The 24003-nt window shown below is 62.7% G+C and carries 22 protein-coding genes; 9 read left to right on the top strand and 13 right to left on the bottom strand.

Features of this window, described 5'->3' with window-relative positions; genetic code table 11:
* Positions 1–12 precede the first annotated feature (12 nt).
* From P8L30_02630 to P8L30_02685, 12 genes are read right to left on the bottom strand one after another with little or no spacing between them, the layout of a single operon-like run.
* The gene (locus P8L30_02630) at positions 13–921 is read right to left on the bottom strand and encodes an ABC transporter permease (protein MDG2239071.1); all 909 of its coding nucleotides are present in this window, start codon (positions 919–921) and stop codon (positions 13–15) included.
* Positions 918–1907, bottom strand: a complete 990-nt coding sequence (locus tag P8L30_02635; GenBank protein ID MDG2239072.1) for an ABC transporter permease — start codon at positions 1905–1907, stop codon at positions 918–920. Before P8L30_02635 ends, P8L30_02630 begins: the two co-directional genes overlap by 4 nt.
* Positions 1908–1935: 28 nt before the next feature.
* Complete coding sequence (locus P8L30_02640) at positions 1936–3489, bottom strand: ABC transporter substrate-binding protein (GenBank protein MDG2239073.1); 1554 nt, start codon at positions 3487–3489, stop codon at positions 1936–1938.
* A 23-nt stretch (positions 3490–3512) separates the two neighbouring features.
* A complete protein-coding gene (locus tag P8L30_02645) occupies positions 3513–4517 on the bottom strand; it encodes a Gfo/Idh/MocA family oxidoreductase (GenBank protein MDG2239074.1) in 1005 nt (334 codons plus the stop codon).
* A complete protein-coding gene (locus P8L30_02650; protein ID MDG2239075.1) occupies positions 4514–5422 on the bottom strand; it encodes an NAD-dependent epimerase/dehydratase family protein in 909 nt (302 codons plus the stop codon). The genes P8L30_02645 and P8L30_02650 overlap by 4 nt, the downstream gene beginning before the upstream one ends.
* A complete protein-coding gene (locus P8L30_02655; GenBank protein ID MDG2239076.1) occupies positions 5419–6123 on the bottom strand; it encodes a GntR family transcriptional regulator in 705 nt (234 codons plus the stop codon). Before P8L30_02655 ends, P8L30_02650 begins: the two co-directional genes overlap by 4 nt.
* Positions 6116–6613, bottom strand: coding sequence for an ureidoglycolate lyase (locus P8L30_02660; GenBank protein MDG2239077.1), 498 nt, complete (start codon positions 6611–6613; stop codon positions 6116–6118). Before P8L30_02660 ends, P8L30_02655 begins: the two co-directional genes overlap by 8 nt.
* Positions 6604–7524, bottom strand: a complete 921-nt coding sequence (locus tag P8L30_02665) for a polysaccharide deacetylase family protein (GenBank protein ID MDG2239078.1) — start codon at positions 7522–7524, stop codon at positions 6604–6606. The genes P8L30_02660 and P8L30_02665 overlap by 10 nt, the downstream gene beginning before the upstream one ends.
* 2 nt (positions 7525–7526) lie before the next feature.
* Positions 7527–8519 (bottom strand): M14 family metallopeptidase, encoded by a 993-nt coding sequence (locus P8L30_02670; protein MDG2239079.1) that lies wholly within the window; start codon positions 8517–8519, stop codon positions 7527–7529.
* A 1-nt stretch (position 8520) separates the two neighbouring features.
* Entirely contained in the window at positions 8521–9000 is a 480-nt protein-coding gene (locus P8L30_02675; GenBank protein ID MDG2239080.1) for a VOC family protein, read from the bottom strand.
* Between the two features lie 14 nt (positions 9001–9014).
* Positions 9015–10220, bottom strand: a complete 1206-nt coding sequence (locus P8L30_02680) for a pyridoxal phosphate-dependent aminotransferase (GenBank protein MDG2239081.1) — start codon at positions 10218–10220, stop codon at positions 9015–9017.
* The gene (locus P8L30_02685) at positions 10210–11730 is read right to left on the bottom strand and encodes a carboxypeptidase M32 (GenBank protein ID MDG2239082.1); all 1521 of its coding nucleotides are present in this window, start codon (positions 11728–11730) and stop codon (positions 10210–10212) included. The genes P8L30_02680 and P8L30_02685 overlap by 11 nt, the downstream gene beginning before the upstream one ends.
* Positions 11731–11906: 176 nt before the next feature.
* Between P8L30_02685 and P8L30_02690 the strand changes: the two genes are divergently transcribed.
* Genes P8L30_02690 through P8L30_02730 form a run of 9 tightly spaced genes read left to right on the top strand, consistent with a single transcriptional unit; the run spans position 11907 to position 21738 of the window.
* Positions 11907–12776 (top strand): DUF4438 domain-containing protein, encoded by an 870-nt coding sequence (locus tag P8L30_02690; GenBank protein MDG2239083.1) that lies wholly within the window; start codon positions 11907–11909, stop codon positions 12774–12776.
* A complete protein-coding gene (locus P8L30_02695) occupies positions 12773–13663 on the top strand; it encodes a DUF4438 domain-containing protein (GenBank protein ID MDG2239084.1) in 891 nt (296 codons plus the stop codon). The genes P8L30_02690 and P8L30_02695 overlap by 4 nt, the downstream gene beginning before the upstream one ends.
* A 13-nt stretch (positions 13664–13676) precedes the next feature.
* Positions 13677–14747 carry an Ldh family oxidoreductase gene (locus tag P8L30_02700; GenBank protein ID MDG2239085.1) on the top strand — a complete coding sequence of 357 codons (1071 nt, stop codon included), beginning with the start codon at positions 13677–13679 and terminating at the stop codon, positions 14745–14747.
* Complete coding sequence (locus P8L30_02705; GenBank protein MDG2239086.1) at positions 14744–15895, top strand: M24 family metallopeptidase; 1152 nt, start codon at positions 14744–14746, stop codon at positions 15893–15895. The genes P8L30_02700 and P8L30_02705 overlap by 4 nt, the downstream gene beginning before the upstream one ends.
* Positions 15896–15907: 12 nt before the next feature.
* Entirely contained in the window at positions 15908–17134 is a 1227-nt protein-coding gene (locus tag P8L30_02710; GenBank protein ID MDG2239087.1) for an amidohydrolase family protein, read from the top strand.
* Positions 17131–18309 (top strand): pyridoxal phosphate-dependent aminotransferase, encoded by a 1179-nt coding sequence (locus tag P8L30_02715; protein MDG2239088.1) that lies wholly within the window; start codon positions 17131–17133, stop codon positions 18307–18309. Before P8L30_02710 ends, P8L30_02715 begins: the two co-directional genes overlap by 4 nt.
* Positions 18306–19730, top strand: coding sequence for a hypothetical protein (locus tag P8L30_02720; protein MDG2239089.1), 1425 nt, complete (start codon positions 18306–18308; stop codon positions 19728–19730). Before P8L30_02715 ends, P8L30_02720 begins: the two co-directional genes overlap by 4 nt.
* Before the next feature lie 32 nt (positions 19731–19762).
* Positions 19763–20773 carry an ABC transporter ATP-binding protein gene (locus P8L30_02725; protein ID MDG2239090.1) on the top strand — a complete coding sequence of 337 codons (1011 nt, stop codon included), beginning with the start codon at positions 19763–19765 and terminating at the stop codon, positions 20771–20773.
* Positions 20770–21738 carry an ABC transporter ATP-binding protein gene (locus P8L30_02730; protein ID MDG2239091.1) on the top strand — a complete coding sequence of 323 codons (969 nt, stop codon included), beginning with the start codon at positions 20770–20772 and terminating at the stop codon, positions 21736–21738. Before P8L30_02725 ends, P8L30_02730 begins: the two co-directional genes overlap by 4 nt.
* 393 nt (positions 21739–22131) lie before the next feature.
* Here the strand turns inward: P8L30_02730 and P8L30_02735 are convergent, their stop codons facing one another.
* A complete protein-coding gene (locus P8L30_02735) occupies positions 22132–23973 on the bottom strand; it encodes a DUF885 family protein (GenBank protein ID MDG2239092.1) in 1842 nt (613 codons plus the stop codon).
* Positions 23974–24003: the final 30 nt, after the last annotated feature.

Below are 24003 nucleotides of genomic sequence, written 5' to 3' on the forward strand. Positions count from 1 at the left end.
TTTATGAGCATTCTATGTGCGTTCCCGCAAGCGCGGGTCCAAAAAGTCCCGGAGCCAGTCGCCTAGGATGTTGAAACTCAGCACCGTCAGCATGATGGCCACACCTGGGAAGACCGCGAGCCACCACTTGTTGGCTATGAGCGTGTCACGGCTCTCCGCCAGCATGCTGCCCCAGGTAGGAACCGACGGAGGCACCCCGAGTCCGAGAAAGGAGAGCGCCGCTTCCGAGAGGATCACGGAAGCCACATTGAACGAGGCGATGACCGTGAGCGGGGCCAAGATGTTGGGCAGGATCGTCCGAAAGATGATGGACAGCGTGCTGTCCCCGAGAGCTCGGGCCGCTTCGACAAATTCCTTCTCTCTCAGAGAGAGCGTATCGGCTCGCACGATTCGGGCATACGTCACCCACTGCCCCACCCCGAGGACAAGGACGAGGTTCCAAACCCCAGCGCCCAGAACCACCAAAAACATGATCGCTAGGAGAATGAAGGGGAACGCGAGCTGGATATCACCCACGCGCATGATCAGATCGTCCACCCATCCCCCGAAGTACCCCGAAAGCAGCCCGGCCACGATCCCTATCGTCCCCCCAACGGTGATGGCGGCGATTCCTACCAGTAGCGAGACCCGGGCCCCAGAAAGGAGCCGGGAAAAGACGTCCCGGCCAAGCGCATCGGAGCCCAGCAGGAAGACGGAGCCATCCGGGCCTGCCGCCATGGGCTCGGCTAGCCGGAGAACGAGGTTCTGTCGATTTGGGTCGAGTGGGGCGAATAAAGGGCCGAACACAGCCGCAATCGATGCGGCGAGCAGGAAGATCACTGCAAATATCGGCCAGCGCGCCTCCACCATCACGCGAGCAGCCCGTCGGATTTCCCGCCGGAACGCGGTATCCCGGGCGGGCACGCTTAGATGATCGCTCATCCCCGTCCCTCCATCAGCTTCATTCTAGGATCAAGACGGACGTAGACGAGATCTACCACGAGGTTGAGCAAAATGAAGATCCCCGCCAGAAGAATGACCCCGGCCTGTACAAGGGGGATGTCCCGCTGATTGATCGCGGCAAAGAGGAGGCGACCGATCCCCGGATAACTGAAGACCGTCTCCACGACCACCACCCCACCCAGCAGGAAGCCGAACTCGAGACCGATGATGGTCACGACCGGGAGCCACGCATTGCGCAGGGCGTGGTGAATCAGGACCCTCATCTCAGGAAGCCCTTTCGACCGAGCGGTCCGCACGTAGTCCTGCTCCATCACCTCCAACAAAGAGGAGCGAATAAGGCGTGTGTTTCTCGCGAGAGAGTATGTCCCTACCGCGATCCCCGGAAGAATGAGGTGGAGGATTGTACGGGGAAGGTTCGAAATCGCCGTGCCGAAGTCTCCAGCCATCATGGGCGCGATGAACGGGACGTGTCCCGAGATGGGAAACCAGCGCAGGTAGAGCCCGAAGAAGAGGATCATCATGATCCCCAGCCAAAAGTTCGGAATCGACTGACCCAGCATGGCAAAGGTGGTTATAGACCCGTCCCACGCCGTCCCTCGATTGATCGCCGCCAGCACCCCCAGCGGGATGGCCAGGAGGAGCGCAATCACCATGGAAAAGATGGTTAGTTCGATTGTAGCCGGGAGCGCCTCCAGGACAATATCCATGGCAGGCTGCCGGTAGGAGAGGGACTGCCCGAAGTTGCCCCGGGCGAGGTCTCCCACGAAGCTCGCGTACTGAACATGGAGAGGCCGATCGAACCCTAGGGCCCGACGGGTCGTTTCGATTTCCTCCTGGGATGCCCGCTCACTAACGAACAGGTACGTCGGGTCGCCTCCCGCTTGGAGCGCGAGAAAGGTTACCAGGGTCACACCGATGACGACGACGATGCTCTGGAGAAGCCTCCGCAATATATATGATCCCATCGAGCCTCCCTTTATGCCCGCACCGGGCTCACCTCAGCCCGGCTTCGAAGACCTCAACCCTCTCGTCTCGGCGAGCTTCCCATACGACCCGATTCGACACCCCGTAGAAGTCCGGTTGAAAGTACAGATGCACCCAGGGCCCATCGTCGTAGAACACTTGCAGCATTTCGTCGATGATCGAACGCGTCTCTTCGGGCGTCTCAGCGTCCGACAGGTCGGCCCAGCGGCTGAACCAGCGGTCGTCATCCCAGTGGGTGTAGTTGGTACTCGAGGCCACGTCGGCCATATCAGTCATGTCGTAGATGGGACTCCACAACCCCCCTCCCGTTCCGAGAAAGAAGAGCGGGCCCATGCTGCGCTCTCGGAGGAGAGGCGTGTAGACCGAGGCCCATTCCATGAGCTGCACATCTACATCGAGTCCCACGTCCTGCAGGTACTGGCCGATGGCTAAGACGATGTTCACGTCGTTCACATAACGCCCCTGTCCCGCTTGGAGCTGGATGGAAAAACGATTCCCGTCCGCGTCTCGGGCCCAACCCGCTTCGTCCAAAAGGCGCTCAGCGGTCGCGGGGTCGAACGGATACGGACTCAGGTTGGGATTGCCGAGCGGTGGATTGACCGGCCCCGTGGCACGCTCGCATTCGAAGCTGAGGAGTTGCCGGCAAATGGTCGGGACGTCCACGGCATACTGGAGGGCGCGCCGCACCCGGGCGTCCTGGATCGCATCCCCTCCCGGCTGCGCACGGGACTCTTCCGATAGGTTGAATCCCAAGTACATGCGCCGGGTCCCCGAGACCACCCGTACCTCTGCGCGCCCCGAGTTATTGATGGCATCGACCTGCTCGGGGACCACGTTCGTGATGATGTCCACATTTCCGGCGATCAGTTCCGCCGTCCGAGTGGACGCTTCGGGAATGATTCGCCACACGATCTGCTGGAAGGTCCCGGGGTCTCGGACCTTCTCTAGCACCACTTCCGACCCTCGGGTCCAGGACGCCAGACGATAGGAACCCGACCCGACAGGGCCCGATGCCGCTTCATCGAGTGTCATCCTCTCATAGCTGTCCTTGCAGTGAATGTAGACTTCGGTGAGCAGGCCGAATGCGATGGGATTCTTCCGTGCCAGATTGATCTTAACCCGAAGATCGTCGATCACTTCGGCACCCCGGAACGCGATGGCGGTGAGGACGAAACCGGGCGTATTGCCCGTGAAGCGGTTCTCTGGGTCGACCACCCGATTGAAGGTGTACGCCACATCTTCTGCTGTCAGGGGCTCGCCATCGTGACAGGTCAGCCCGTCGCGCAGGGTGTAGATATAGGCCGTCCCGTCGTCCGAGACCTCCATGGTGTGGGCAAGCTCCGGCAGGTGCTCTCCGTCAGGGTTCAGAGAGAAGAGGCTGCCGAAAATGTGGCGGGCAATGTTGCCGTTATCCCGACTAGAGATCATCCCCGGCTCGAAGGTCGTGATGTCGGCGCTAAGTCCGACCACGATGGTGTCAGGGGATCGTTCAGAGCAGCCGGTGACCAGGACAACGGTCCCCAGGAATACGGCGGCTTGGGCCAGATGCACTCGAAGTTTCATCGACAAATATTCCTCTATTGTTCTTAGAGACTCACAGCCCCCTCGCCAGCGGAGGACCGAATGCAGGCTTCCACCATACGAAGAGAATTCAGATGATCAGTCCCCGGGCACGGGAGTGGTGCTTCGTCCCGGAGGTGGCCGACGAAATCCTGGAGAAGAGCTCGTGCATCGTCGACCCAGGGTTCCTCAGGGGCAAGAGGCACGGGGGTCAGCTCCGGGTCATCCCTTAACGCGTAGCTCAGCGATCCGAACATCTCCTCCTGCACGGCAATCCCGCGCTGACACTCGGTCCGCCACTCGAATCCCATGTGTTGCCAGTTCCCAGCCCACGTTCCCTGGTAGGTGACTTCGGTCCCCCCGGCGAAGGTGATGAGTGCACCGACATTGGCATCGCCCTCGTACATAGACCACGAAGGGTTGAAGGTCCGGGCCGAGATGCAAACCGGCTCCACACCATAAACGAAGCGCATGAGGTCGAAGTGGTGAATCGCCTGCTCCCAGAGCATAGGTTGAGTCATGGTCAGTGGGTACTTGTTCAGTTTCGGGAGCTTCCCGTCTCGCCACCGCTCATACGTGAATCGGCCAAATTCCGGCTGACCCAGTCGCTCCGGAGAGAACAAATCCTTGAGCGCCCGAGTCACCTTGAGGTACCGAAAATTGAGTCCCACAGCGAGCGGGACACCGGCCTCGGCCGCGGCCGTCACATGTGACTCAGCGGCAGCAACGCTGTCGGCGAGCGGCTTCTCCGCCAAGATGGCGAGGCCGGCGGCACACGCGGCAGCCACCTGCGCGTGTCGTCCACCCGGTGGCGTGCAGAGAAGAGCAACGTCCGCGTCCGTTCCCTCTGCCACCTCCTCCAACGATGCGCCACCTACGGCCCCAGGCGTCTCCGCCACAGCCTCAGCAAGTCGGTTCGGATCCGTCTCCACGAGGCCCACCAAACGATAGTCCGAGTGCTCTTCCAACACCCTCCGCCAAATGCGAGACCGGGCACCCAACCCAACCAAGATAAACCGGAGGGGAGTCACGCCCGTACCTCTCGAGCCAGGAGCACCCGCAGACCATCGTCCGGAGAAGTCCAGGCAAAATCGCGGAGCGCCGGGATGTCGCTAGGAACCATCGGTGGCTTGACCTTTCCCGTCGCCGAAGCTCTTACGGGATTCGGGCCGGAAAGCTGAGACGCGATGAGGGTGGCGAACGCAGAGTCGCTCAGTACGTGCGGACTCCCTAGATGGACAGGGCCCGCTGCGGCAGGACCATCCACGGTCCGCTCGAGCGCTGCCGCCAGGTCGGCGATGAAGGTCCAGTCGCGCCGGGGATCATCCGCTCGAACGGCGAGAGGGTGGCCTTCCCGGGCTGAATTCACCCAACCGGCCACCTGTGACACACCCAATCGGCTGGGTCGGGCCGCCTCGCCGGGACCGAAGAGGTAGCCCAAACGCATTACATGGCCCGCCGTGTCCTTTTCGAGGGCCACCGGGACCAGCAACTCTGCCGCCCTCTTGGCTACGGCATAGGGGGACGTCCCTGTGGGCTGGTGGGCATCGGTGAGCCCTTCGTCGCCGTCCGAGAGTCCAAAGACTCCGGACGAGCTAAGAAAGACGAAGGCGGCCGGACGGGTCCGGGCGCTGTACTCCAAAACAGCCAGGAGAGGTCGGACATTCAGGGCGACATACGCCGCCGCTGTCACGCCGAGCGTCTCGGCGTCCGTAGTAGTCCACGCTGCGTGCACCACCAGGTCTACTCCTGGTAGATCCGACGGCACCCCATCGGCGAGTTCAGCGGTAACCTGACGGATACCATCGTCCTCCCATGCCGCGTCGAACGAACGGTCCAGGCCGATCACCTCCCAATCGAGCCGAGCGAAGCCCAGGGCCAGAGCGTTTCCAACGAAGCCACCCGCTCCGGTAACCAGCACCCGACGTGGCTTCATTCCGGCCTCTCGGCGATGCTGACCGGATCGAAGTCGGTAAGGGCATTGGCATGCTCGGAGACGAGGCGGACCGCCTGCTCTACGTCGTTGGCCTCCAGCCCTTTCACGATGGGTGGGTGTGTTCCCGCGATGTCCGCCAGGTCGACTTCCAGATCGTTGCGAAGCGACATGACTTGATGAATACGCAGGTACAGCCCCGCCCATAGCTGCGCCAGTAATTGATGATCGCAGAGAAGGATGAGGGTTCGGTGGAAGGCCCCGTCCGCCGCAATCAGAGCCTCTCGGTCACCCGCCCCGGCCGCCTCTTCCATGGCCCTACAGGGTGCCCAAAGCGTGTCCACAGGGGTGCCGTTCTCCAGGATGCGGCGCACAGCCATCACCTCGAAGTGTTCTCGCATCTCGCAAATTTCAGCCACCTCTCGAACCGTCAGCGGCTTCACGCGTTTCCCCTTGTAGGCCGCGGTCTCTACCAGGCCATCATTCTCGAGGTCTTGGATCGCCTCTCGGATGGGCGCACGGCTTACGTTCAGCTGTTCGGCCAGGGCGGTCTCCACCAGCGCAGCCCCCGGACGGAGCTTGCCCGTGACGATTGCGGAGCGGAGGCGCTCGGCGACCTGCACCCTAAGGGGCGTCTGCTCGATTGGGCCTAGCGACGACGTAACTTCCGACTGCGCACCCTCGAGCTCGTCGGATTCAGCCATCTGCGTGTGCTCGTGTGGCGGGGGCCACACCGGTTACCTCGAGCGAGGAGATACTAGCGAAGACGTCGTCCTCGTCCCCGCCCCGCCACATAAGGACGGCGAAGCTTGCCTCGGCATCGAGTACAGAAATCCCGGCGTGCCATGTCCCTGGGTGGTAGGCTACGCCCATGGTGCCCTGGAGGACGAAGGCAAGCGCGCCTGCGGTGTCAGGGGCCCCAGCCTCGTCGGCCGGCATGACGGTCACTAGGTAGCGTGATACCCCCATTGGAAGAAAGAGCTGGGAGGCATGGGGGTGGCGCTCGACCGTTTCCAAGCGGACCGGGAGCGTCGAGGGAGCCACCCGATTCAGGTGGCACTGCTGCGAAAGACCGGGCACCGGCTCCAGCCACTGGCTGAACATCGACCGATCCCCCACTCCGGCCGGCGATTCGAGAAAGGTCCCGAACGGCGCAAACGCAGCCGGATCCGGGTCGCGAGCGACTAGGTGCATGCGCGCACCTCCGGGGGAGGCACCTGCGCACGCCAGTGAGCCGCGAGATCCCCACGCCGGCAGATCCACGTGTCGTCCCGATTCTCTATGTGTTCGATGAAAGCTCGGAGCCCCCCAATTCGACCGGGCTGCCCCAGGATGCGGGCGTGCATCCCTACGGACATCATCCGCGGGTGCACCGCGGCCTCCGAGGCGAGTTCCTCGAAGGCGTCGATGAGGAACTCTCCGAAGGCCCTCCCCGTCACGAGGGGGCCTCCCACGAGCTTCGCGTCGTTGGTTACCAGCGAGTACGGCACGACCAGGTGGGGCTGATCCGCCACCGAGACCCAGTAGGGCAGTTCGTCGTTGTAGGCGTCGCTGTCGTAGGTGAAGCCCCCGTGCTCGACGAGAAGCCGCCGCGTGACAGAGGACGGTGCGTAGCGGCAGTACCATCCTTCAGGAGCGCGGCCGACCAGTCGATGAATCGTATCGAACGCCCGGGTGATCTCATCTCGTTCCGTGGCCTCGTCGAGGAGGTAGTGCTCGATCCACCGCCTCCCGTGACACACCACGTCCCAATCGCTGTCGGCGACAGCCTGGGCCGCGGCAGGATTTCGCTCAAGGGCAAGCGCCGAGGCGAACACGGTGAGCGGCAGTTCCCGGTCGCGGAAGAGCCGGTATAACCGCCAGAACCCCACCCGACTCCCGTACTCGAACATGCTTTCCGCCCCGAGGTCCCTTTGGCCCACGGGCACCCGGGTCTGCGCCACCTCTGAAAGCGCTGCGTCGGAGCGTCCATCTCCATCCTCTAGGGAGTACTCCGACCCCTCTTCGTAATTCAGTACGAAATTTACGGCCACGCGTGCTCCACCCGGCCACCAGATATCCGGTGGGCTCGGGCCGTAGCCCACGAAGTCGCGTTGGGTCTCCACAATCAGTCTCGGGTCCCTTCGACTTTACAGAAGAAGCAACACCAGTCCCCGGTGGTGACGTTGGGGAGTGCCCGCAGCCCGAAGAACATCCCATCCGCCGGCGCCTCGAGTTGGGCGAGCGTGTCTCCGAACACATTTACGATCCGCGCAATCGGATCGCCCTTCGCCATCATGGTGAGGAACTCGACGCCCGGCTCCGGAATGAAGATCCCGGACGCAGGAGCGAGGAGCGCCTCCTGCTGACCCCGGTAGCGCGGTGACGGATACAGCGCCTCGCCAGGATACATCTCGTAGTGTCGTAGGATGTTGAGGATGCTGTCGGCCAGCTCACGACCCACGCGAGCGAACGCGGAGGGAGAGGTCGCGGAACGTCCACCAAGCTCCACGGTGATGCCGACCTTCCCGAGCTCCTTCATGTACGCCATGGGACTTCCCGACGGGTTGAAGGAGGACATGATGCACCCCCAACCCACGCCCATGGCCGTCGCTAACTCCACCGACTCGGGCCGCTCGTCCACGAAGATGGCCTTGTCGAGGAAGGAGTGGGATCCACCCGAATGAATCGAGATCTCCAGATCCGCGACAGGTCCCATGGCGGCCGCATGGGCGGCAGCCACGCGCTCGCTGAGGTAGCCGGCGGGGTTCCCCGGATAAATCCGGTTCATGTCGTAGGCGAAGGTGTCCGCCGGGTTGCCTCGCTGCGCCGCCTCGAAGGCCGGAACATTCAACACCGGGCAGAGGACGAGCGTCCCCGACAATTGTGCTGGGTCCACCTCCGCAAGCGCGATCTGACAGGCCAACGGCCCCTCTGGCTCATCGCCGTGGATCGCCCCATTGACCCAGAAGCAGGGCCCCTCGTTGGCCCCATTGGCGACCACGACGGGAATCTCGAGGGGGGTCCCCCCGGCAAGTTCGGTTACGGGAATCGCCCCACGGACAGCGGTCCCTGGCGCTGCGCTGGCGGTTCCTACGGTGACGGTACGGGTCGACGTCATTTCAAATTCCCTTGAAATCCTCGTATTCTTTCAACTGTTCGGTCGTGTAGACCTGCATGAACTCGATCTCGATACCCCCCGCCTCGTCATCCAAAAAGGCGACCCATCCCTCAGGGTGCGGATGGGAGCCGTGGATCTGGCAGGCCTGGCAGATCCTGAGCTCTGCCCCCTGGGCTTTCGCGTGGTCTAGAGCCGCGTCGATGTCATCCACCTCGTAACAGATGTGGTGAAGACCTTCGGCACCCCGCTCCGCGATCCACTTCGCGAACCGTCCCTCGGGGTCCATGGACTCGCAGAGCTGATACTCGATTCCCCCGAGATAAAAAAGCGCCACCCGGTTCTGCGACTTGGGGTAGACCTCGATGTCCGTCGAGGCGGGAACGTGTAGAAAACGGGCGTAGGACTTCAACGCCTTCGCGGCATCTCGCACAGCGAAGGCCATGTGCTTGATCCCGCGAACATTCGGATTGTCTGATTTCATCGGTGCGTGTCCTGTCATGCGACGGAGGTTTCTTGGCGTATGGACGCGACCACCCGGGCCATGCGTTCCAGTGCTTCGTGGATGCGAGGAATGGGTTGAGTCAGGGAGAAGCGCGCGTAGTCGTCCGTGTAGTCCCCGTAGATCAGTCCTGAAAAAATCATGACCTGCCCTTCGCGGAGGAGGCGCTCGCAGAACTCTGTGGCGCCGATACCGGTCTCCGCGACCTTCGCGTAGACGTAGAAGGCCCCTTGGGTTTCGGCGAACGGTATACCCAGGGACGCGAGACCGTCGCAGAGCACCTTCCTGCGCTCGTCGTAGGTGCGGCGCATCTCCTCCACGCACTCCTGCGGACCTGTGAGTGCGGCAAGCGCGGCGTGCTGACTCACGGCGGCGGTGGAGATCGCGAAGGAGTGGTGTATCTCGGCCAGCGCCGGCACGAGGTCAGAGGGACCAGCAAAATAGCCGATCCGCCATCCGGTCATGGCGTAAGCCTTCGAGAACCCCGAAAGGGTGAAGGTACGGTCCTGCATGCCAGGGAGCGGTGCTACCGGCTGCACCGTGTGGCCTTCGAATGTGATGCGAGCGTAGATCTCATCGGACACCACGAGCAGGTCATGCTGGCGAGCCACCTCGCAGATCCGGACTACCTCGTCCGGCGGAATCACAGTTCCGGTCGGATTGCCCGGGTTGATGAGAACCAGAACCTTGGACCGAGGCGTGATGTATTCCCGAACGAGGTCGGCCGTGAGCGTGAAATTCGTGGCACTCGTGGTCCGGATGTTCACCAGAGTGGCCCCGCTGAGCTCGGCCGCTTGGTGGTACGGGTTGTACCCCGGGCACGGAACGAGCAGCTCGTCTCCCGGGTCCAAAAGTCCGAGTGCGAGCACGAACATCGCCTGCTGCCCACCCGGGGTGACCACGACGTCTTCCGGAGCATAGCGAGCGCCCCCGTGGGCCTCGATATTCTCTACGATCGCCTGGCGAAGCTCGGGAATTCCCAGTGGATGCGTGTAGTGAGTGGCCCCCGACGCCAACGCCTCCTGACCCGCGCGGATGATATGATCGGGCGTGTCTAGATCAGGGTCGCCACGGCCAAGTTTGATCACATCAGTCAGGCCCCCGGCTATGTCCATCATCCGGGTGACAATGTGGGCGTCCTTCAGCTTGACGCGTTTGGCGAGGCGACTTCGCCCCTGGGACACCCCAGTTTCAGAGTCCATAAATATCCGAGTACTTCTGCGTGAGGTGTTCAATGTAGAAGCTGGGGTCGAGTCCCTGTCCCGTCGCCATCTCCAGCAGCTGATCTCGTGAGTATCGCCGACCGTGGCGGTGAATGTGCTCGGTCATCCACTCTCTCAGAGGCAGGTAGTCCGCTGAAGACAATCCTTCCCGCACCTGGGTGTCTTTCGTAGCGGAATGGAAGAGCTGCCCCGCCATGACATTGCCGATGGTGTAGTTGCAGAAAGTGCCCACCTGGCCCGACGACCAGTGGACGTCTTGAAGCACACCAAGCCGATCATTCGGAACATCTATATCCAAGTACTCCTTCATCTTAGCTCCCCACATCTCAGGCAGATCCGCAACACTGAGACTCCCATCGATGAGCGCTGCCTCGATATCCACACGGAGCATGATGTGGAAGTCGTAGGTCAACTCGTCGGACTCCACCCTGATGAGCCCTGGCTCGACCCTGTTCACCGCCCGCCAGAAGGTTTCGGCGTCGATCCCCGCCAGCTGTTCGGGGAAGGCGTCGTGGAGTTCCCCATAATTCAGATCCCAGAACTCACGGCTCCTTCCTACGTGGTTTTCGAAGAGGCGAGACTGGCTCTCATGGGCCCCAAAGCTCACGCCACCCACTGCGTAAAGTCCGACGAGGTCAGTGGCCAGCGGCGTGCGGGTGTAAGCAGGGTCGCAGAACTGCTCGTAGAGACCGTGCCCCGTCTCGTGGAGGGTGCCGAAGAGGCTCTTGGGCATCCACTCGTCATTGACGCGCGTTGTGATCCGGACGTCGTTACGGGTGAAGGAGATCTCGAAAGGGTGGACGGTCAGGTCCAATCGCCCCCGATCTGTGTCGTAGCCGAGCTTCTTAGCCATTTTAAGGGCGAAGGCAAGCTGCGACTCCACCGCGAAGGGGCGTTGGAGGAAGTCAACCCTCGGCGCCTCTTTTTCGCTGATAGCCTTCAGCAGGGGGAGGAGTCCTTCCCTGAGTGAAGCGAAGAGCGGCTGAAGGGAGGCGACGGTCTCGCCCGGCTCAAATCTGTACATGAGGGCGTCATACGGATGCTCTTCATACCCAATGCATTCCGCCATCTCCCGGTTCAGGGCGAGGGTCTCTTCAAGAACCGGAGCGAAGGACGCGAAGTCGCTGTCCTCCCGTGCCTTCACCCACACCACCTGCCCCATGGCACCCACCTCGGCACGTTTGTGCACCAGAGCTGCCGGAATGCGAAGGTGATAGTCGATGGCCTCCCTGACCTGCGTGCAGATCGTGCGTTCGACACTGCTTGCGTCGAGATTAGCGGTCTCGGCCTCGGCCTTCTCCAAGAGACGACGGGTGTCGTCCGCGACCAGGCGGTCGCGAGCGAGCACGGTCAGCGTGGCGAGCTGCTTCGCGCGTGTGGCAGCCCCACCCGAGGGCATCATCGTCCTCGAGTCCCAACTGAGCATCGACTCAGCGCAGAGGATATCGTTGACCTCTCCCATACGCTCTAGGAACGCTTTGTATCCCATGCTGTGGCCTCTTTTTCCCACGATGGGGCCCGATTTGCATCGGAGCCTCGGGTACCGTAGTCTGTATGTTGTCGACAATCCACAGGCGACTGAGCAACCTGCCCTCCGTCGACCGGGCTTGTCAAGCAGGTGCCTCGACACCCGTCACATGGGCTGCTTCAGCGCTCCGGAGATGTATGAACGAAGAGCTTCGGTGGAACTTCGACGAACTCGTGGACATGGCGGTGACCGGGCAGGTGAGTCAGCCCGCGATGCGTCGCGGCGGATACGTCCACTGGCCCGATGGCGTCGGTGTCATCCTCCCCGGCATGTACGGGATCACCTATAACGCGCGGGTGGGCGACCGGGCCTTTGGTTGGGCTGGGGACCACGTAGAGCCAGGGGTTTCCATAGCCAACCCAGACGAACAGGCCGACTACGCCCTGCACTATTTGAGCTGTATCGGGAACGAGGCCGAGGTCGTGACAGGCCTAGCTCGGGGTGCCCGCGGCGTGGTTACGGGCGAGCATGCCCGTCTTCTCGTTGATTTTCCCCCCGAAGTCCTCGAGGAGATGACCATCGGCGACACCGTCCAGGTCCGGACCCGGGGTCGCGGACTTCGGCTGCTGAGCCATCCCGCCCTCGAATTCAAGCAGACCAGCCCTTCCCTTGCCCGGGCGCTGGCACTCGAGATTCAGGGCAATAAGGTGACGTGTCCCGTGGCCATGGAGCTCCCGCCCCGCATCATGGGCTCAGGTGCCGAACTAAACGCCGAGTTCGTAGACCAGGACCTCATGTCTGGAGACCGAGCCCTGATGGCGGAACTCGGTATTGATCAGATGCGCCTTGGGGACCTGATCGGAATCCGGAATGTCGACCATCGTTTCGGACGCTCCTACCGAGATGGATGGGTGGCCATCTGCCTCTGCATCCACGGAGACTCGGTCATGACAGGCCACGGACCCGGAATCCTTACCCTCATCACAGGTCCGGCCGACCTCTTGGACTTTCATATCGAACCCGAAACGAACATAGCCCACTCCCTCGGCATCCGGGGTTCGACATGACCCAACAGAATTCGATCGCCACCAACGAAGTCGATCTCATTGCGGTCTCCGTGGCTGGAGTCGTTGCACACCCCGCCTTCCCGGGATTGCCCGCTGAGCCCTATCGGCTGGCAAACGACGGCACGCCCTTTCTGCTCCCCACCTACGGGGGCATCGTCTACAACGTCTCGACGGGAGATCGAGCCTTCGGATGGGCAGCAGACTGCATCCATCCGGGCGTGAGCATCCACCAGCCCGACGACAACCAGAACCGGGGGTTAAACGTCTTCGCCTGTGTTGGGAATCGAGCCCGTGTGGTGTCCGGCGGGGCCGCAGGGACGACGGGGGTGGTCACCGGCAAGTCCGGCCGCTTCTCCGAGCAGGTCATCGTACACATCGCTCCTGAGGCCAGGACCCGTATGGCCGTGGGGGACCAGGTGCTGATCCGAGCCGAGGGTGTGGGCCTCAGCCTCACGCATCACCCCGGAGTCACGCTCAAGGGGATTTCGCCGGGACTATTGGCCGCGCTGCCGGTTCGTGAAGAAGAGGGACATGTCGCCTTCGGCGTGACCGCACAAATCCCCGCGCACCTCGTCGGCGCCGGGCTCGGCCTGACCTCTGAAGGCGGAAGCCTACACATGCAGTCCACCGACAGGGAGCTGTTGGCGGAGCTACGACTAGATCAACTACGCCTCGGCGATCTGGTGGCGCTGGACGACACCGACAGCCGTTACAACCACGGATACCTGCGTGGCGCGCGCGCGATCGGCGTGGTTGCCTCCACCGATGGTCCCCGAGCCGGTTACGGACCGGGAATCGCCATTCTCATGACCGCTCCCGCCGGGCAACTCGGGAGCTTCGAGTCGCCTGAAGCCAACCTCGTCCAACTTCTGAATCTGGAAGACTGACGCCGTGATTCCTATGACCGCAGTGACCGGAGAGAGTCTCGGCGTGTTCGTTGTCGAAGTCCTTCGGGCGATGGGACTCCCTGAGGAGGAGGCCGAGATCTTTGGTGGTGCCCTCCTCTTCTCCGAACTCCGCTTCCACCCCGGCCACGGCCAGGGGGTCAAGAAGCTGAGGCGCTACGGCGAGCGGTTCGCACGAGGGCTCGTGGACCCCTCCGCGCCGTGGGAACCGGTAAAGGAGAGCCCCGCACTGGCCTTGGTCGATGCCCACAACGGAATCGGCACGGTCGCCGCCGCCCGAGGCATGCGCCTGGCCATCGAGAAGGCCAAGGTATGCGGAATCGGACAGGTAGTGGTCCGGAATTCCACACACTTCGGCTCAAGTGCCGTACATGCATGCCTGGCGGCAGACGAGGGATGCATAGGCATCGCCCTCACCAACGCCGGGCCCGAGATGGCACCATGGGGTGCACGGGAAGGTGCCGTGGGCACGAATCCTTGGGGAATCGCCGCACCCACCGGACTCGGGTTCCCAGCAGTGCTCGACATCGCCCTTACTACGGCCGGAAAGGGCATGATGACCTGGAATGCCCAAGAGGGGCGCTCCATGCCGCTGGACTGGGCGCTCACGCCCGAGGGGGAAGAGACGGACGATCCGAGCGCCGCCATGGCCGGAGCCCTGCTGGGTATCGGACGTTACAAAGGCTATGGGCTGGCGTTTATGACCGACGTGCTCACCGGTGTCATCGCCGGAGGCGGGTACGGTCTCACGCCGTACTCCGTCGAGGGGAAAATGGACGTGAGTCACACACTGATCGCCCTTGATATCGATTGGTTCATGCCGCTCGAGGAATTCCGGAAACGGATGGACGACTTCGCGTCGATGGTAAAGTCCAGAGCCCTTCGACCGGGCTTCGATGAAATCCTCATCCCTGGGGAGCAGGAAGCTAGACGCGTCGCCCGAAAGTCCGCGGCCGGAGTCCCTTTGGAGAACGGAGCACTCGACGACCTCCGAGTTCTGGGAGCAGAGCTCGGCGTCACCGCGGAAATCGTCGTCGTGGGCCCGTGGGAGGACGCAACGCTTTGAAGCCCCTTCCCTCTTCCTTCTACGACAACGTCCGCCAGCGACTGCGGGAGCGGGCTCAAGGAAACCGACTCGACGGGCTTCTGCTGCTAGGAGCCGGGAATGTTGGGTACGCGACGGGCTGGCACTTCTCCGTGAACGAGCGCCCTATGGGACTCTGGCTCCCGGTGGATGGCGCAGCGCTTCTCCTCGTGCCTCATCTGGAGCTTGAGAACGCTATGGAGGTGCCCGGGGTTGAGGTACGTACCTACGACGAGTTCCCTGGTGAGCGTCCCCCAGTCCTCTGGATGATCGAGGAGGCAGGTGCGAAGCAGATCGCAGTGGACAGGTTGGACGCCAACCTCCTTGCGCCGGCACGGGCAAGCCTCACCCGACTGGACCTCGTTGACCACGCGAAGCCGGAGCGCGCGGTCAAAGACGGCGCAGAGCTTGGGTTAATACGTGAGGCTGCGCGTTTCGCCGATATGGTCCTAGAGCGACTCCTCGGGATGGGGGGAGACATCATCCAACAAGGCGGAACGGAGGAGGACCTGCTCGAGGACTGCACCGGGCATGTAAGGAAGCTCCTTTCGGCGACCCACGGGGAAGCCTTCCAGGGAACGCAAACACGCATCACGGCATCGGTCCACTCCGGCTCGCGGGCCGCCCTACCGCACGGCTCCGTGACGGCCCGCCGCCCTCTTCCCGGAGACCCCATCGTGGCTGGAATCGGGTGCAGCCTCGGGGGCTACCATGCCGAGAGCGGGGCGACCCTCGTGCTAGGAGAGATTCGCCCCGAGCAACGGCGGGTGATGGAGGCTATGGCCGAGGCTGGCGCTGCCACGGTCCACGCGCTCGAGCGGGGTTGGACTTGCTCCAAGGTGAACGAGGCCGCGCTCGCCCCCATTCGGGGTGCTGGGTTGGCGGACTCGATTCGCCACCGAATCGGCCACGGAATGGGCGTTGAGGGGCACGAGGCGCCTTGGCTGGCACCCGGTGACCACACCCCCACCGCCCCAGGCATGGTCTTCTCGTGTGAGCCCGGCGTGTACCGCCCGGGTTTGGACGGATGGCGTACCATTGATACCCTCGTGGTCGGTCATGAAATGGTTGAGCTGGCGAGCCGCTTCCAGACCCGCCACCCTCTTGAGACTCGAACCCTTTCCTGCTGAGGAGCCCGTTGTATGCCGGAACCCGCTGCCTGGCGTTATCAGAAAATCACCAAGCCCATGTTCGACCTTCCGACCCCGCACCTAGTGCTCACGGGACGGGTGCTGACCATGGTGGGGGACGTCATCGAAGACGGATACGTGGAGCTACTGGAGGGCAAGATCGTGGCGGTCGGTCCCCGGGCCGACTTGGAGGCGGGGTCCGCATTAGTGGAGGAGACCGGTGGTACTCTGATGCCGGGCCTCATCAATAGCCACGCGCACCTGAATTGGGACGGCATTCACGATCTCGCTCGCCAATCGATGGACGACCCTCGTCCGATCTCGGCGTTCAAGGCAGCCGGAAACATGCTAAAGAGCTTACGAGCCGGCGTCACGATGGTCCGAGACCTAGGGTTCCACGAGATGAACCTTTTCTCCAAGCAGGCAGTGGAACAGGGGATTTTTCCGGGACCGAGACTGAAGGTCTGCGGGGCTGCCATCATCCAGACGGGAGGGCATACCTACTGGGTCTGCAAGGAGGCCAGCGGTGCGGACGAGATGCGCCGGGCGGTTCGGGAACAGGTCAAAGGAGGAGCAGACCTCATCAAGATCATGGCTTGCCACGACACCCTCGAGTTCACCGACGAGGAGCTGCACGCCGTCATCGACGAGGCACATCGCAACGGCCTTCCCATTACCGCGCACGCCACCTACGACGCCTGCATTGAGCGAGTAGCCCGCTTCGGGGTGGACTGCATTGAGCACGGAGGGTCCATGTCGGACGCCACCGTGGCACTACTCCTGGAGAATGAGATCCCAGTGGTCACGACCTTCGCGCCCCTCGTACAGCAGAGCCAACCCGACATCGCGCGCCGCTTCGGGATTCCTGAGTGGAAAATCGAAGAACGACAAAAGGCGGTGGCCAACCCGGATCGGTATGAGGGGCTGGTGAAGGCTGCCCGCGCAGGTGTCTCCATCGTCTTCGGGACCGACGCAGGGAGTCCGGCGGTCGAGCATGACGTCATTGCACCGGAACTCGCCCATATGGTGAAGGTCGGAGTGTGCACGGACAATATGGATGCCCTGGCGTCCATCACCGTTCGTGCAGCCCGGCTCTCGAAGATGGATCACTTAGTGGGTACGCTTGAGGTCGGGAAGGCGGCCGACCTCATCGTGGTCGATGGCCGTCCGGACCACGATCTGAGCAACCTAGAGTGCGTAACGACGACCTTCGTCGGTGGCCGAAGAATGTACGGATGAGCCTCCTCACAGATCGCCTGGCCCCCCGTATCCTCGAAGAAGACGGTGCCTTCCGGACCCGCATGCTCGGTATCGCGGCTGGCCTAACCGACGTTATCGCTCTGGGACGAGGTGACCCGGACTTCCACACGCCGGCCCACATCGTGACAGCCGCCAAAGCGGCACTCGACGCCAACCAGCATCACTACACCGGCCCCACAGGGATCCCGGAGCTTCGCGACGCGATCGCCGCGGACCTCAACTCCCAGTACGGGCTCGATTACAGGTCCGATGAGATCGTGGTCACAGCTGGGGCCCAAGAGGCCATCATGCTCACCATGCTGGGTCTCTGTTCACCCGGAGACGAGGTGCTCATTACGAGTCCCCGGTTCACGACCTACGACACGGCGGTTCATCTCTGTGGAGGCACACCCGTACCCGTCCCCACCTTCGAACGGGACGACTTCGCCCTAGATGTGGCAGAAATCGAGAAACGGATCACCCCTCGCACCAAGATGTTCGTGCTGGTGTCCCCCAATAATCCGACTGGAGCCGTGACACCTCCGGCGGCGATCCGGGCGATCGCCGACCTGGCCATAAGGCACGACCTCATCATCGTGGCCGACGAGATTTACGGGCGGATGATCTATACGCCGAATGAGCATCTCTCCATCGCCACGCTTCCCGGCATGCGCGAGAGAACGATCACGCTCAACGGCTTCTCCAAGACATACGCCATGACCGGATGGCGGATCGGGTACCTCGCCGCCCCCGCCGACTTGGTGGAGGCGTTGACCGAACCGCGGCACACCCTCTCAATCAACAGCTGCACCATCAGCCAGCACGCCGCACTGGCGGCGCTCACCGGTCCGCAGGAACCCATCGATGCGATGATGGAGACATACGGCGAACGTCGGAGCTGGCTCATGCCCGCTCTGACCGAGGCTGGCTTCACCTACGGCCACCCCGGAGGAGCCTTCTACATCTACACGAACGTCTCATCTTCGGGGCTCACGGCCCCCGACTTTTGCCTGCGCCTCCTCCAGGAGGCGGGAGTGATGGTCTTCCCGGGGACCATGTTCGGGGACGACAGCACCGACTATATCCGAATCAGCTATCTCCAGCCGCTCCCGATGATCCAGGAGGCGGTTGAACGCATCGCCTCCTTCACCTCCCGCGTCAGAACCGCCTCATGAGCACGCCCGAATCGAAGAACCCCTTCGTCGGCATCCAAGTGAGTCCCATCAGTTTCGTAGACGAGGGCGTAGACACGGTTCTGGACACGCTGCAGAACCGGGTCGGCGTCAACGTCCTGATGCTGGGCACCGTGAGCTGGCTGGGACTCAAGTCCGGTCGTTCGATCAGCCACGAGGTCGACGGGTGGCCCGATCACGGCGTCCCGGAACCGTACCAGATGCGGGGCGGGGCCTACTTCGACCCGGACCCCCGCTACTACACCGATACGTTCATGGCTGACTTCAGGAGCCAGGATCCCGAGTTCGAGGGTCGCGACATCCTGAAGATGGTGATTCCCGAGGCACACGCCCGCGGCATGAAGGTCTACATCGAGCTGATGGAGCCCTTCTTCAAGTATGCCGGGCACGGATCGGCCGGAACGGTTGAGACCCCTAAGCTGGCCCAGGCCATGGAGGTGGACCTCTTCGGTCGTCTAGGCTCTGAGCCCTCGACCTCGCATCCCGAGTACCGACGCTGGATCCACTCCATGATCGAGGACCAGGTGCGCAACCACCCGATCGATGGCGTGATGTGGTGCAACGAGAGGAATTCCCCGCTCGATACGCTGATTCAGGGAGGCGCACCAGGCGACTTCTCCGAAGCGGCGCGCCGTGAGGCCGTGGAGCGTGGCATTAATGTGGAGGCGTGCCGGCAGGCCCTTCTCCGTCTCTACGATTTCATGCAGGAAGCAGCGGCGGGAAAGACCTTCACGGACGGCCCGCTGATAACCTTCCTCCGCGTACTCCTGGACAACCCCGAAGCCCTCGTCTGGGAAAAATTTTGGCTTGAGCGGAACAAGGACCTAGACCGGGAACTCTACGGCCTGGTGAAGTGGTGCAAGCCGGACCTTCCGTTCGGGCTGAACGTGTGGAACCGCAATCACTTCAACCTGATCCGCCGCGCGCAGTGGCCCTGGGCCGAACAGACGCGCTACGCCGACTTCGTGAAGCCCATCACCTACCAACATCAGGCAGGTGAAATCTGGGCCAAAGAGCTCTCGTTCTTTCGGAAGACGATTCTGCGGGACTTCGAACCCGACGAGGCCACCCGGGCGCTGTTTCGGATCCTTGGACTGAACGAGGCCCCGTTCGAGGAACTGGTATCCACTGGAATGGACCCTGACAGCTACGTCCACGGCCAGTGCGCGGACGCCGTGCGGGGCGTGGATGGACAGGCAAACGTCTATATGGGTATCGGGGTGGACGCCCCACGGATGCGCCCGGAGGTCGCGAAATGCTCGCAGGACATCGTGTACCGCTCGGTGATGGCCACCTACCGGGCCGGTGGGGACGGGGTGGTCTTAGCTCCGAACTACGCCTCTATGCACCTGACCCACCTAGATGGCGTGGCCCAGGCCCTCGAGGAACTAGGACTGAAGTGAGCGTCGAACGACCAGCCGTCAAAGGAGGGTCCATGAAGTCGCCACCCTTGTTGGAGGTGCGCGACCTCCAGACAAGCTTCAGCCTCGGCGGACGTGAGCCGCTGGTCGCTGTAGATGCGATCGGGTTTACGGTGGACCATGGAGAGACACTCGCCGTCGTTGGCGAGAGCGGGTCGGGCAAGTCGGTGACGGCGCTCTCCATCATGCGCCTGCTTCCGCCCAGGGTGGGACAGATCACCGGAGGATCGATCCGGCTCGGAGACCGAGAAATCACCACGCTATCTGAGGAAGAGATGCGCGCCATTCGCGGCCAGGAGATCGGGATGATCTTCCAGGAGCCGATGACGAGCCTAAACCCGGTGCACACCGTGGGCGTACAGATCGCCGAAGTGCTCATCGAACACGAAGGGCTCACTGCCCCGGAGGCCCGGGAGCGGGCTATCGCCCTGATTGAGACCGTCGGCATTTCAGAGCCGATGCGGCGCGTCGACAACTATCCCCACGAGATGTCGGGAGGAATGCGCCAGCGCGCCATGATCGCCATGGCGCTGGCGTGTCGTCCGAGTATCCTCATCGCCGACGAGCCGACGACCGCTCTCGACGTCACCATCCAGGCTCAAATCTTGGATCTCATGGAAGAGCTCCAGGCCCGGCTCGGGATGGCGCTCATCTTCATTACGCACGACTTGAGCGTAGTGGCTCAGATGGCAAAGCGGGTCGTGGTCATGTACGCCGGACAAGTCGTGGAGGCCGGTCCAGTGGCGGAGATCTTCAGCAACCCCAAAATGCCCTACACCGCCGGACTCATAGCATCGATTCCCCGGCTGGGCAGCTCGAGACGGGGCCAACGCCTCCCAACCATTCCCGGGCACGTCCCCTCGCTTTCGGAACGTCCGTCCGGTTGCCGATTCTCCACCCGATGCCGCCACGTACAGCCTGACTGCAGAGCCGGGTCTCCCCCCCTTGAACAGGTCTCCGACGGACGCGAGGTGCGGTGCCTGCGTTGGCGTGATCTGGACCTGACTTCGGAAGGTGCTTCGTGACGAACGACATTCTTCGCGTGGAGGGTCTCGTGAAGCGCTTCCCCATTCGAGGAGGCACGCTTAATCGCGTGGTCGATCATGTCCAGGCAGTGAATGGCGTGTCCTTCACCGTGCGCCGCGGAGAGGTTCTCGGGCTCGTGGGTGAGAGCGGTTCAGGGAAGACTACCGTGGGCCGCCTCGTGCTACGGCTCGCGGAGGCGACCGCGGGTAAGGTGATCTTCGACGGGACGAACCTCCTAGAACTGTCGAAAAGAGACATGCGGCTCTTCCGGAAGCGAATGCAGATCATCTTCCAGGATCCCTACGCGAGCCTGAACCCACGGGAGAAGGTTCGGACAGTCCTCGGACACGCCCTGGCATTGCATCGCATTGGTACGCCCGAGAGCAGGAGCGAGCGTACCGTAGAACTCATGCGCAAGGTAGGGCTCTCTCCCGCTCAATTGGACCGATTTCCCCACGAATTCTCCGGCGGGCAGCGCCAGAGAGTCGGAATCGCTCGAGCTTTGGCGGTAAACCCCGAGTTCTTGGTGGCGGACGAGCCGGTCTCAGCGCTCGATGTGTCCATCCAGGCCCAAGTGATCAACCTCCTGAGTGATCTCAAGGATGAGCTGGACCTAACCATGCTCTTCATTGCCCACGACCTGGCAGTGGTGGAGCACATATGCGATCGGGTAGCCGTGATGTACCTCGGCAAAATCATGGAGATCGCTCCCTCCGGGGCCTTGTACGACAAGCCGAATCATCCGTATACCGAGGCGCTCCTCTCGGCGATCCCGGTGCCGGAGCCCGGCCGCGCTCGGAAGAGGACCGTCCTGACCGGGGACATCCCCAGCGCGATCAACCCTCCCTCCGGATGCGTCTTTCGGAGTAGATGTCCGCGTGCGAAGGCCATCTGCGCACAAGAGACGCCCGAACTGAAGCCGGTCGGCCCGGACCACTTCAGCGCCTGCCACCTAACGACCTGAGTAGGGCACCCACCCCACTTAGGCTTGCCTGAATTATTTGGGATCGCCGACTTGCCAAGGACCGTGGCCGGCTCCAACCGCCGCAGCAACTCGGAGATCTCACCTACAGCCGAATTAGGTTCTGGGTCAGGGACGCACATCCTCCAACGCAGACGAGTGAGGTTGTGCCCGCGCAGGAAGCCGATGAAGCAAGCTGTGCACCAACCCCAACGGAGATGGCTGCTAGGGCGAGCACGAACAGCAGGGCTTTCTTCATGCCCTTATCGTGCTCCGCCCCACTCAGACCCACACCTAAGGAGGAGTGACACACTGCTCGGCAGCTAGGCGCGGCTGGGTGCCACAGAGGGGGGCTATCGGTCGGCGAGGCTCGACAGATAAGGAGTAGGCGGCGGCCTACTGGTCACGTCCACCCAGCGGGTCGCCGTAAAAGCGCCACGAAGCCTGGTGGTCGCGATCGATTTCCTGGCCGGTAAGACGCGCCCGCACCATCTCGACCGGCATGCGACCGCCGAGCAGCACCGCGTCGTGGTACTCGCGCGCGGTCATCTGCCCTGAATCGACGAGCTCCTCGTAAAGCGCCCTGAACTGCAACGCGCCCATCATGTAGCCGACCTGGTAGAGAGGTGAGTACGTGCTCTGGAAAGACCGGCGCACCTCGGCCTCCGCGTTTGCGTACTCGTGACCAACCCGCTCCACCAGGAAGTCGATGGCTTCCTGGGGCGTCATCTGCTCTAGGTGGAAGGAGAGCGAGAAGATGATCCGGGCCGCCCGGTGCATGCGCCAGAAGAGCATGCCGATCTTGTCTTCCGGACCGCGCGTAAACCCCTGATCCCAGAGGAGCATCTCCCAGTACACGGCCCATCCCTCACCCCAGAACGGTGTGCGGAACATGTTGCGGTGACCGTTGAAGCGATCACTCATGAAGCCCTGCAGGTGGTGCCCCGGAATCAGCTCGTGATGCACGGTCGCGCGGTTGAAATGGGGGTTGTTGCCCCGCATGCTCATGAGCTTGAGGTCGTGCCCCATCGTGTTCGTAGGATACGACACACTGAGCACTTCTCCCCCCGTGAAGAACGGATTGATGAGCTGCCGCTCCGGCGTCATCATCTGCATGCGCCAGATCTCGGCGGCGAGCGGTGGGAGCGTGATCGTTCCGCTCTCCTCAATGAAGGTGAGCGACTGGTTCGCGAGCTGCCGAATCACTTCCGGCTTCCCGCCCGGAGGCACCGCGAGCTCCTTCACCGCCTCCTGAGCACCCTGCCAGTTGTCGCCGTATCCCATCTCACGGGAGGCGATGAGGAGCTGCTCCTCACACCACGCGAGCTCGGCATAGCCGATCGCGATCAGCTCTTCGGCCGCATAGGGGATCATCTCGTGTGCGAGATGCGCTCGCAGGCCCTCGGCACCGATGGGGTCTCCGATGATGGGGTCCTGATCGCTGCCCAGGATTCCCGCGAGATCTTCCCGGATGACGTCGACGTGCGCTGCGATCGCCTCGTCCGCTCTGATGTACGCCGTCTCGGCCCACCATGTGAAAAGAGGGTCGTAGCCGGAGTAGTAGGTGTACCAGTCCCGGAGGGTGCGGCGAAGCGAGCCCAGATGATTGGCAGCTCGAAACGCTGAGACTCGCTCGGCTCGCGAGGGCTCGCCCGACGAGGAAGACCGCAGCGTCGAAGTGAGGGCCTCGACCTCGTCCGCCAGATCGTCCAGGGTCTGCGCCGCAGCCCGACCCACGATCGGCTCTCGATCTCGTCGACGCTCCTGCAATTCGGTGATGACCGGCGCGAACGGAATCAACGGAGCCATCTCCGCAGTGAAGCGCTCTTCGGCATCCAGCGTCTCGAGTTCGAAGACCAAGCGGTTGCTCAACATCACGTAGTCAGCCTGCCCCTCGTGGTTCAGGGCCTCGAAGTCGAGCTCCTCGAGCCGGGACTGCCATCCTCGGTAGAAGAGTCGCATGCGTGCCCGCAGGGTCGGAGAGAACTCGACGTCGTACCTCCGGTGCAGTGCGGCGCGGTCCTCGGCGTAGCGCTCCAGAGCCACCCGGAGATCACTCTGGCCGTTCGCGAACGACATGAGGTCATCAAGCGACGGAACGTCGGCGACGACTCCTTCCTGCGGCGGATGGTCGAGCGTTTGTGCGCGGATCGCGCCAGGGAGTACCCATACCGAGAGGACGATCATGAGCAGCACTTGGGCGTGCTGCAGCGGGATGTGGCGAGTCGCAGCAAGCATCGGTCTCTCATCCAGGTCGGTGGTTTTCAA

This window comes from Longimicrobiales bacterium (assembly GCA_029245345.1).
GTDB lineage: Bacteria > Gemmatimonadota > Gemmatimonadetes > Longimicrobiales > Gaopeijiaceae > CALFPJ01.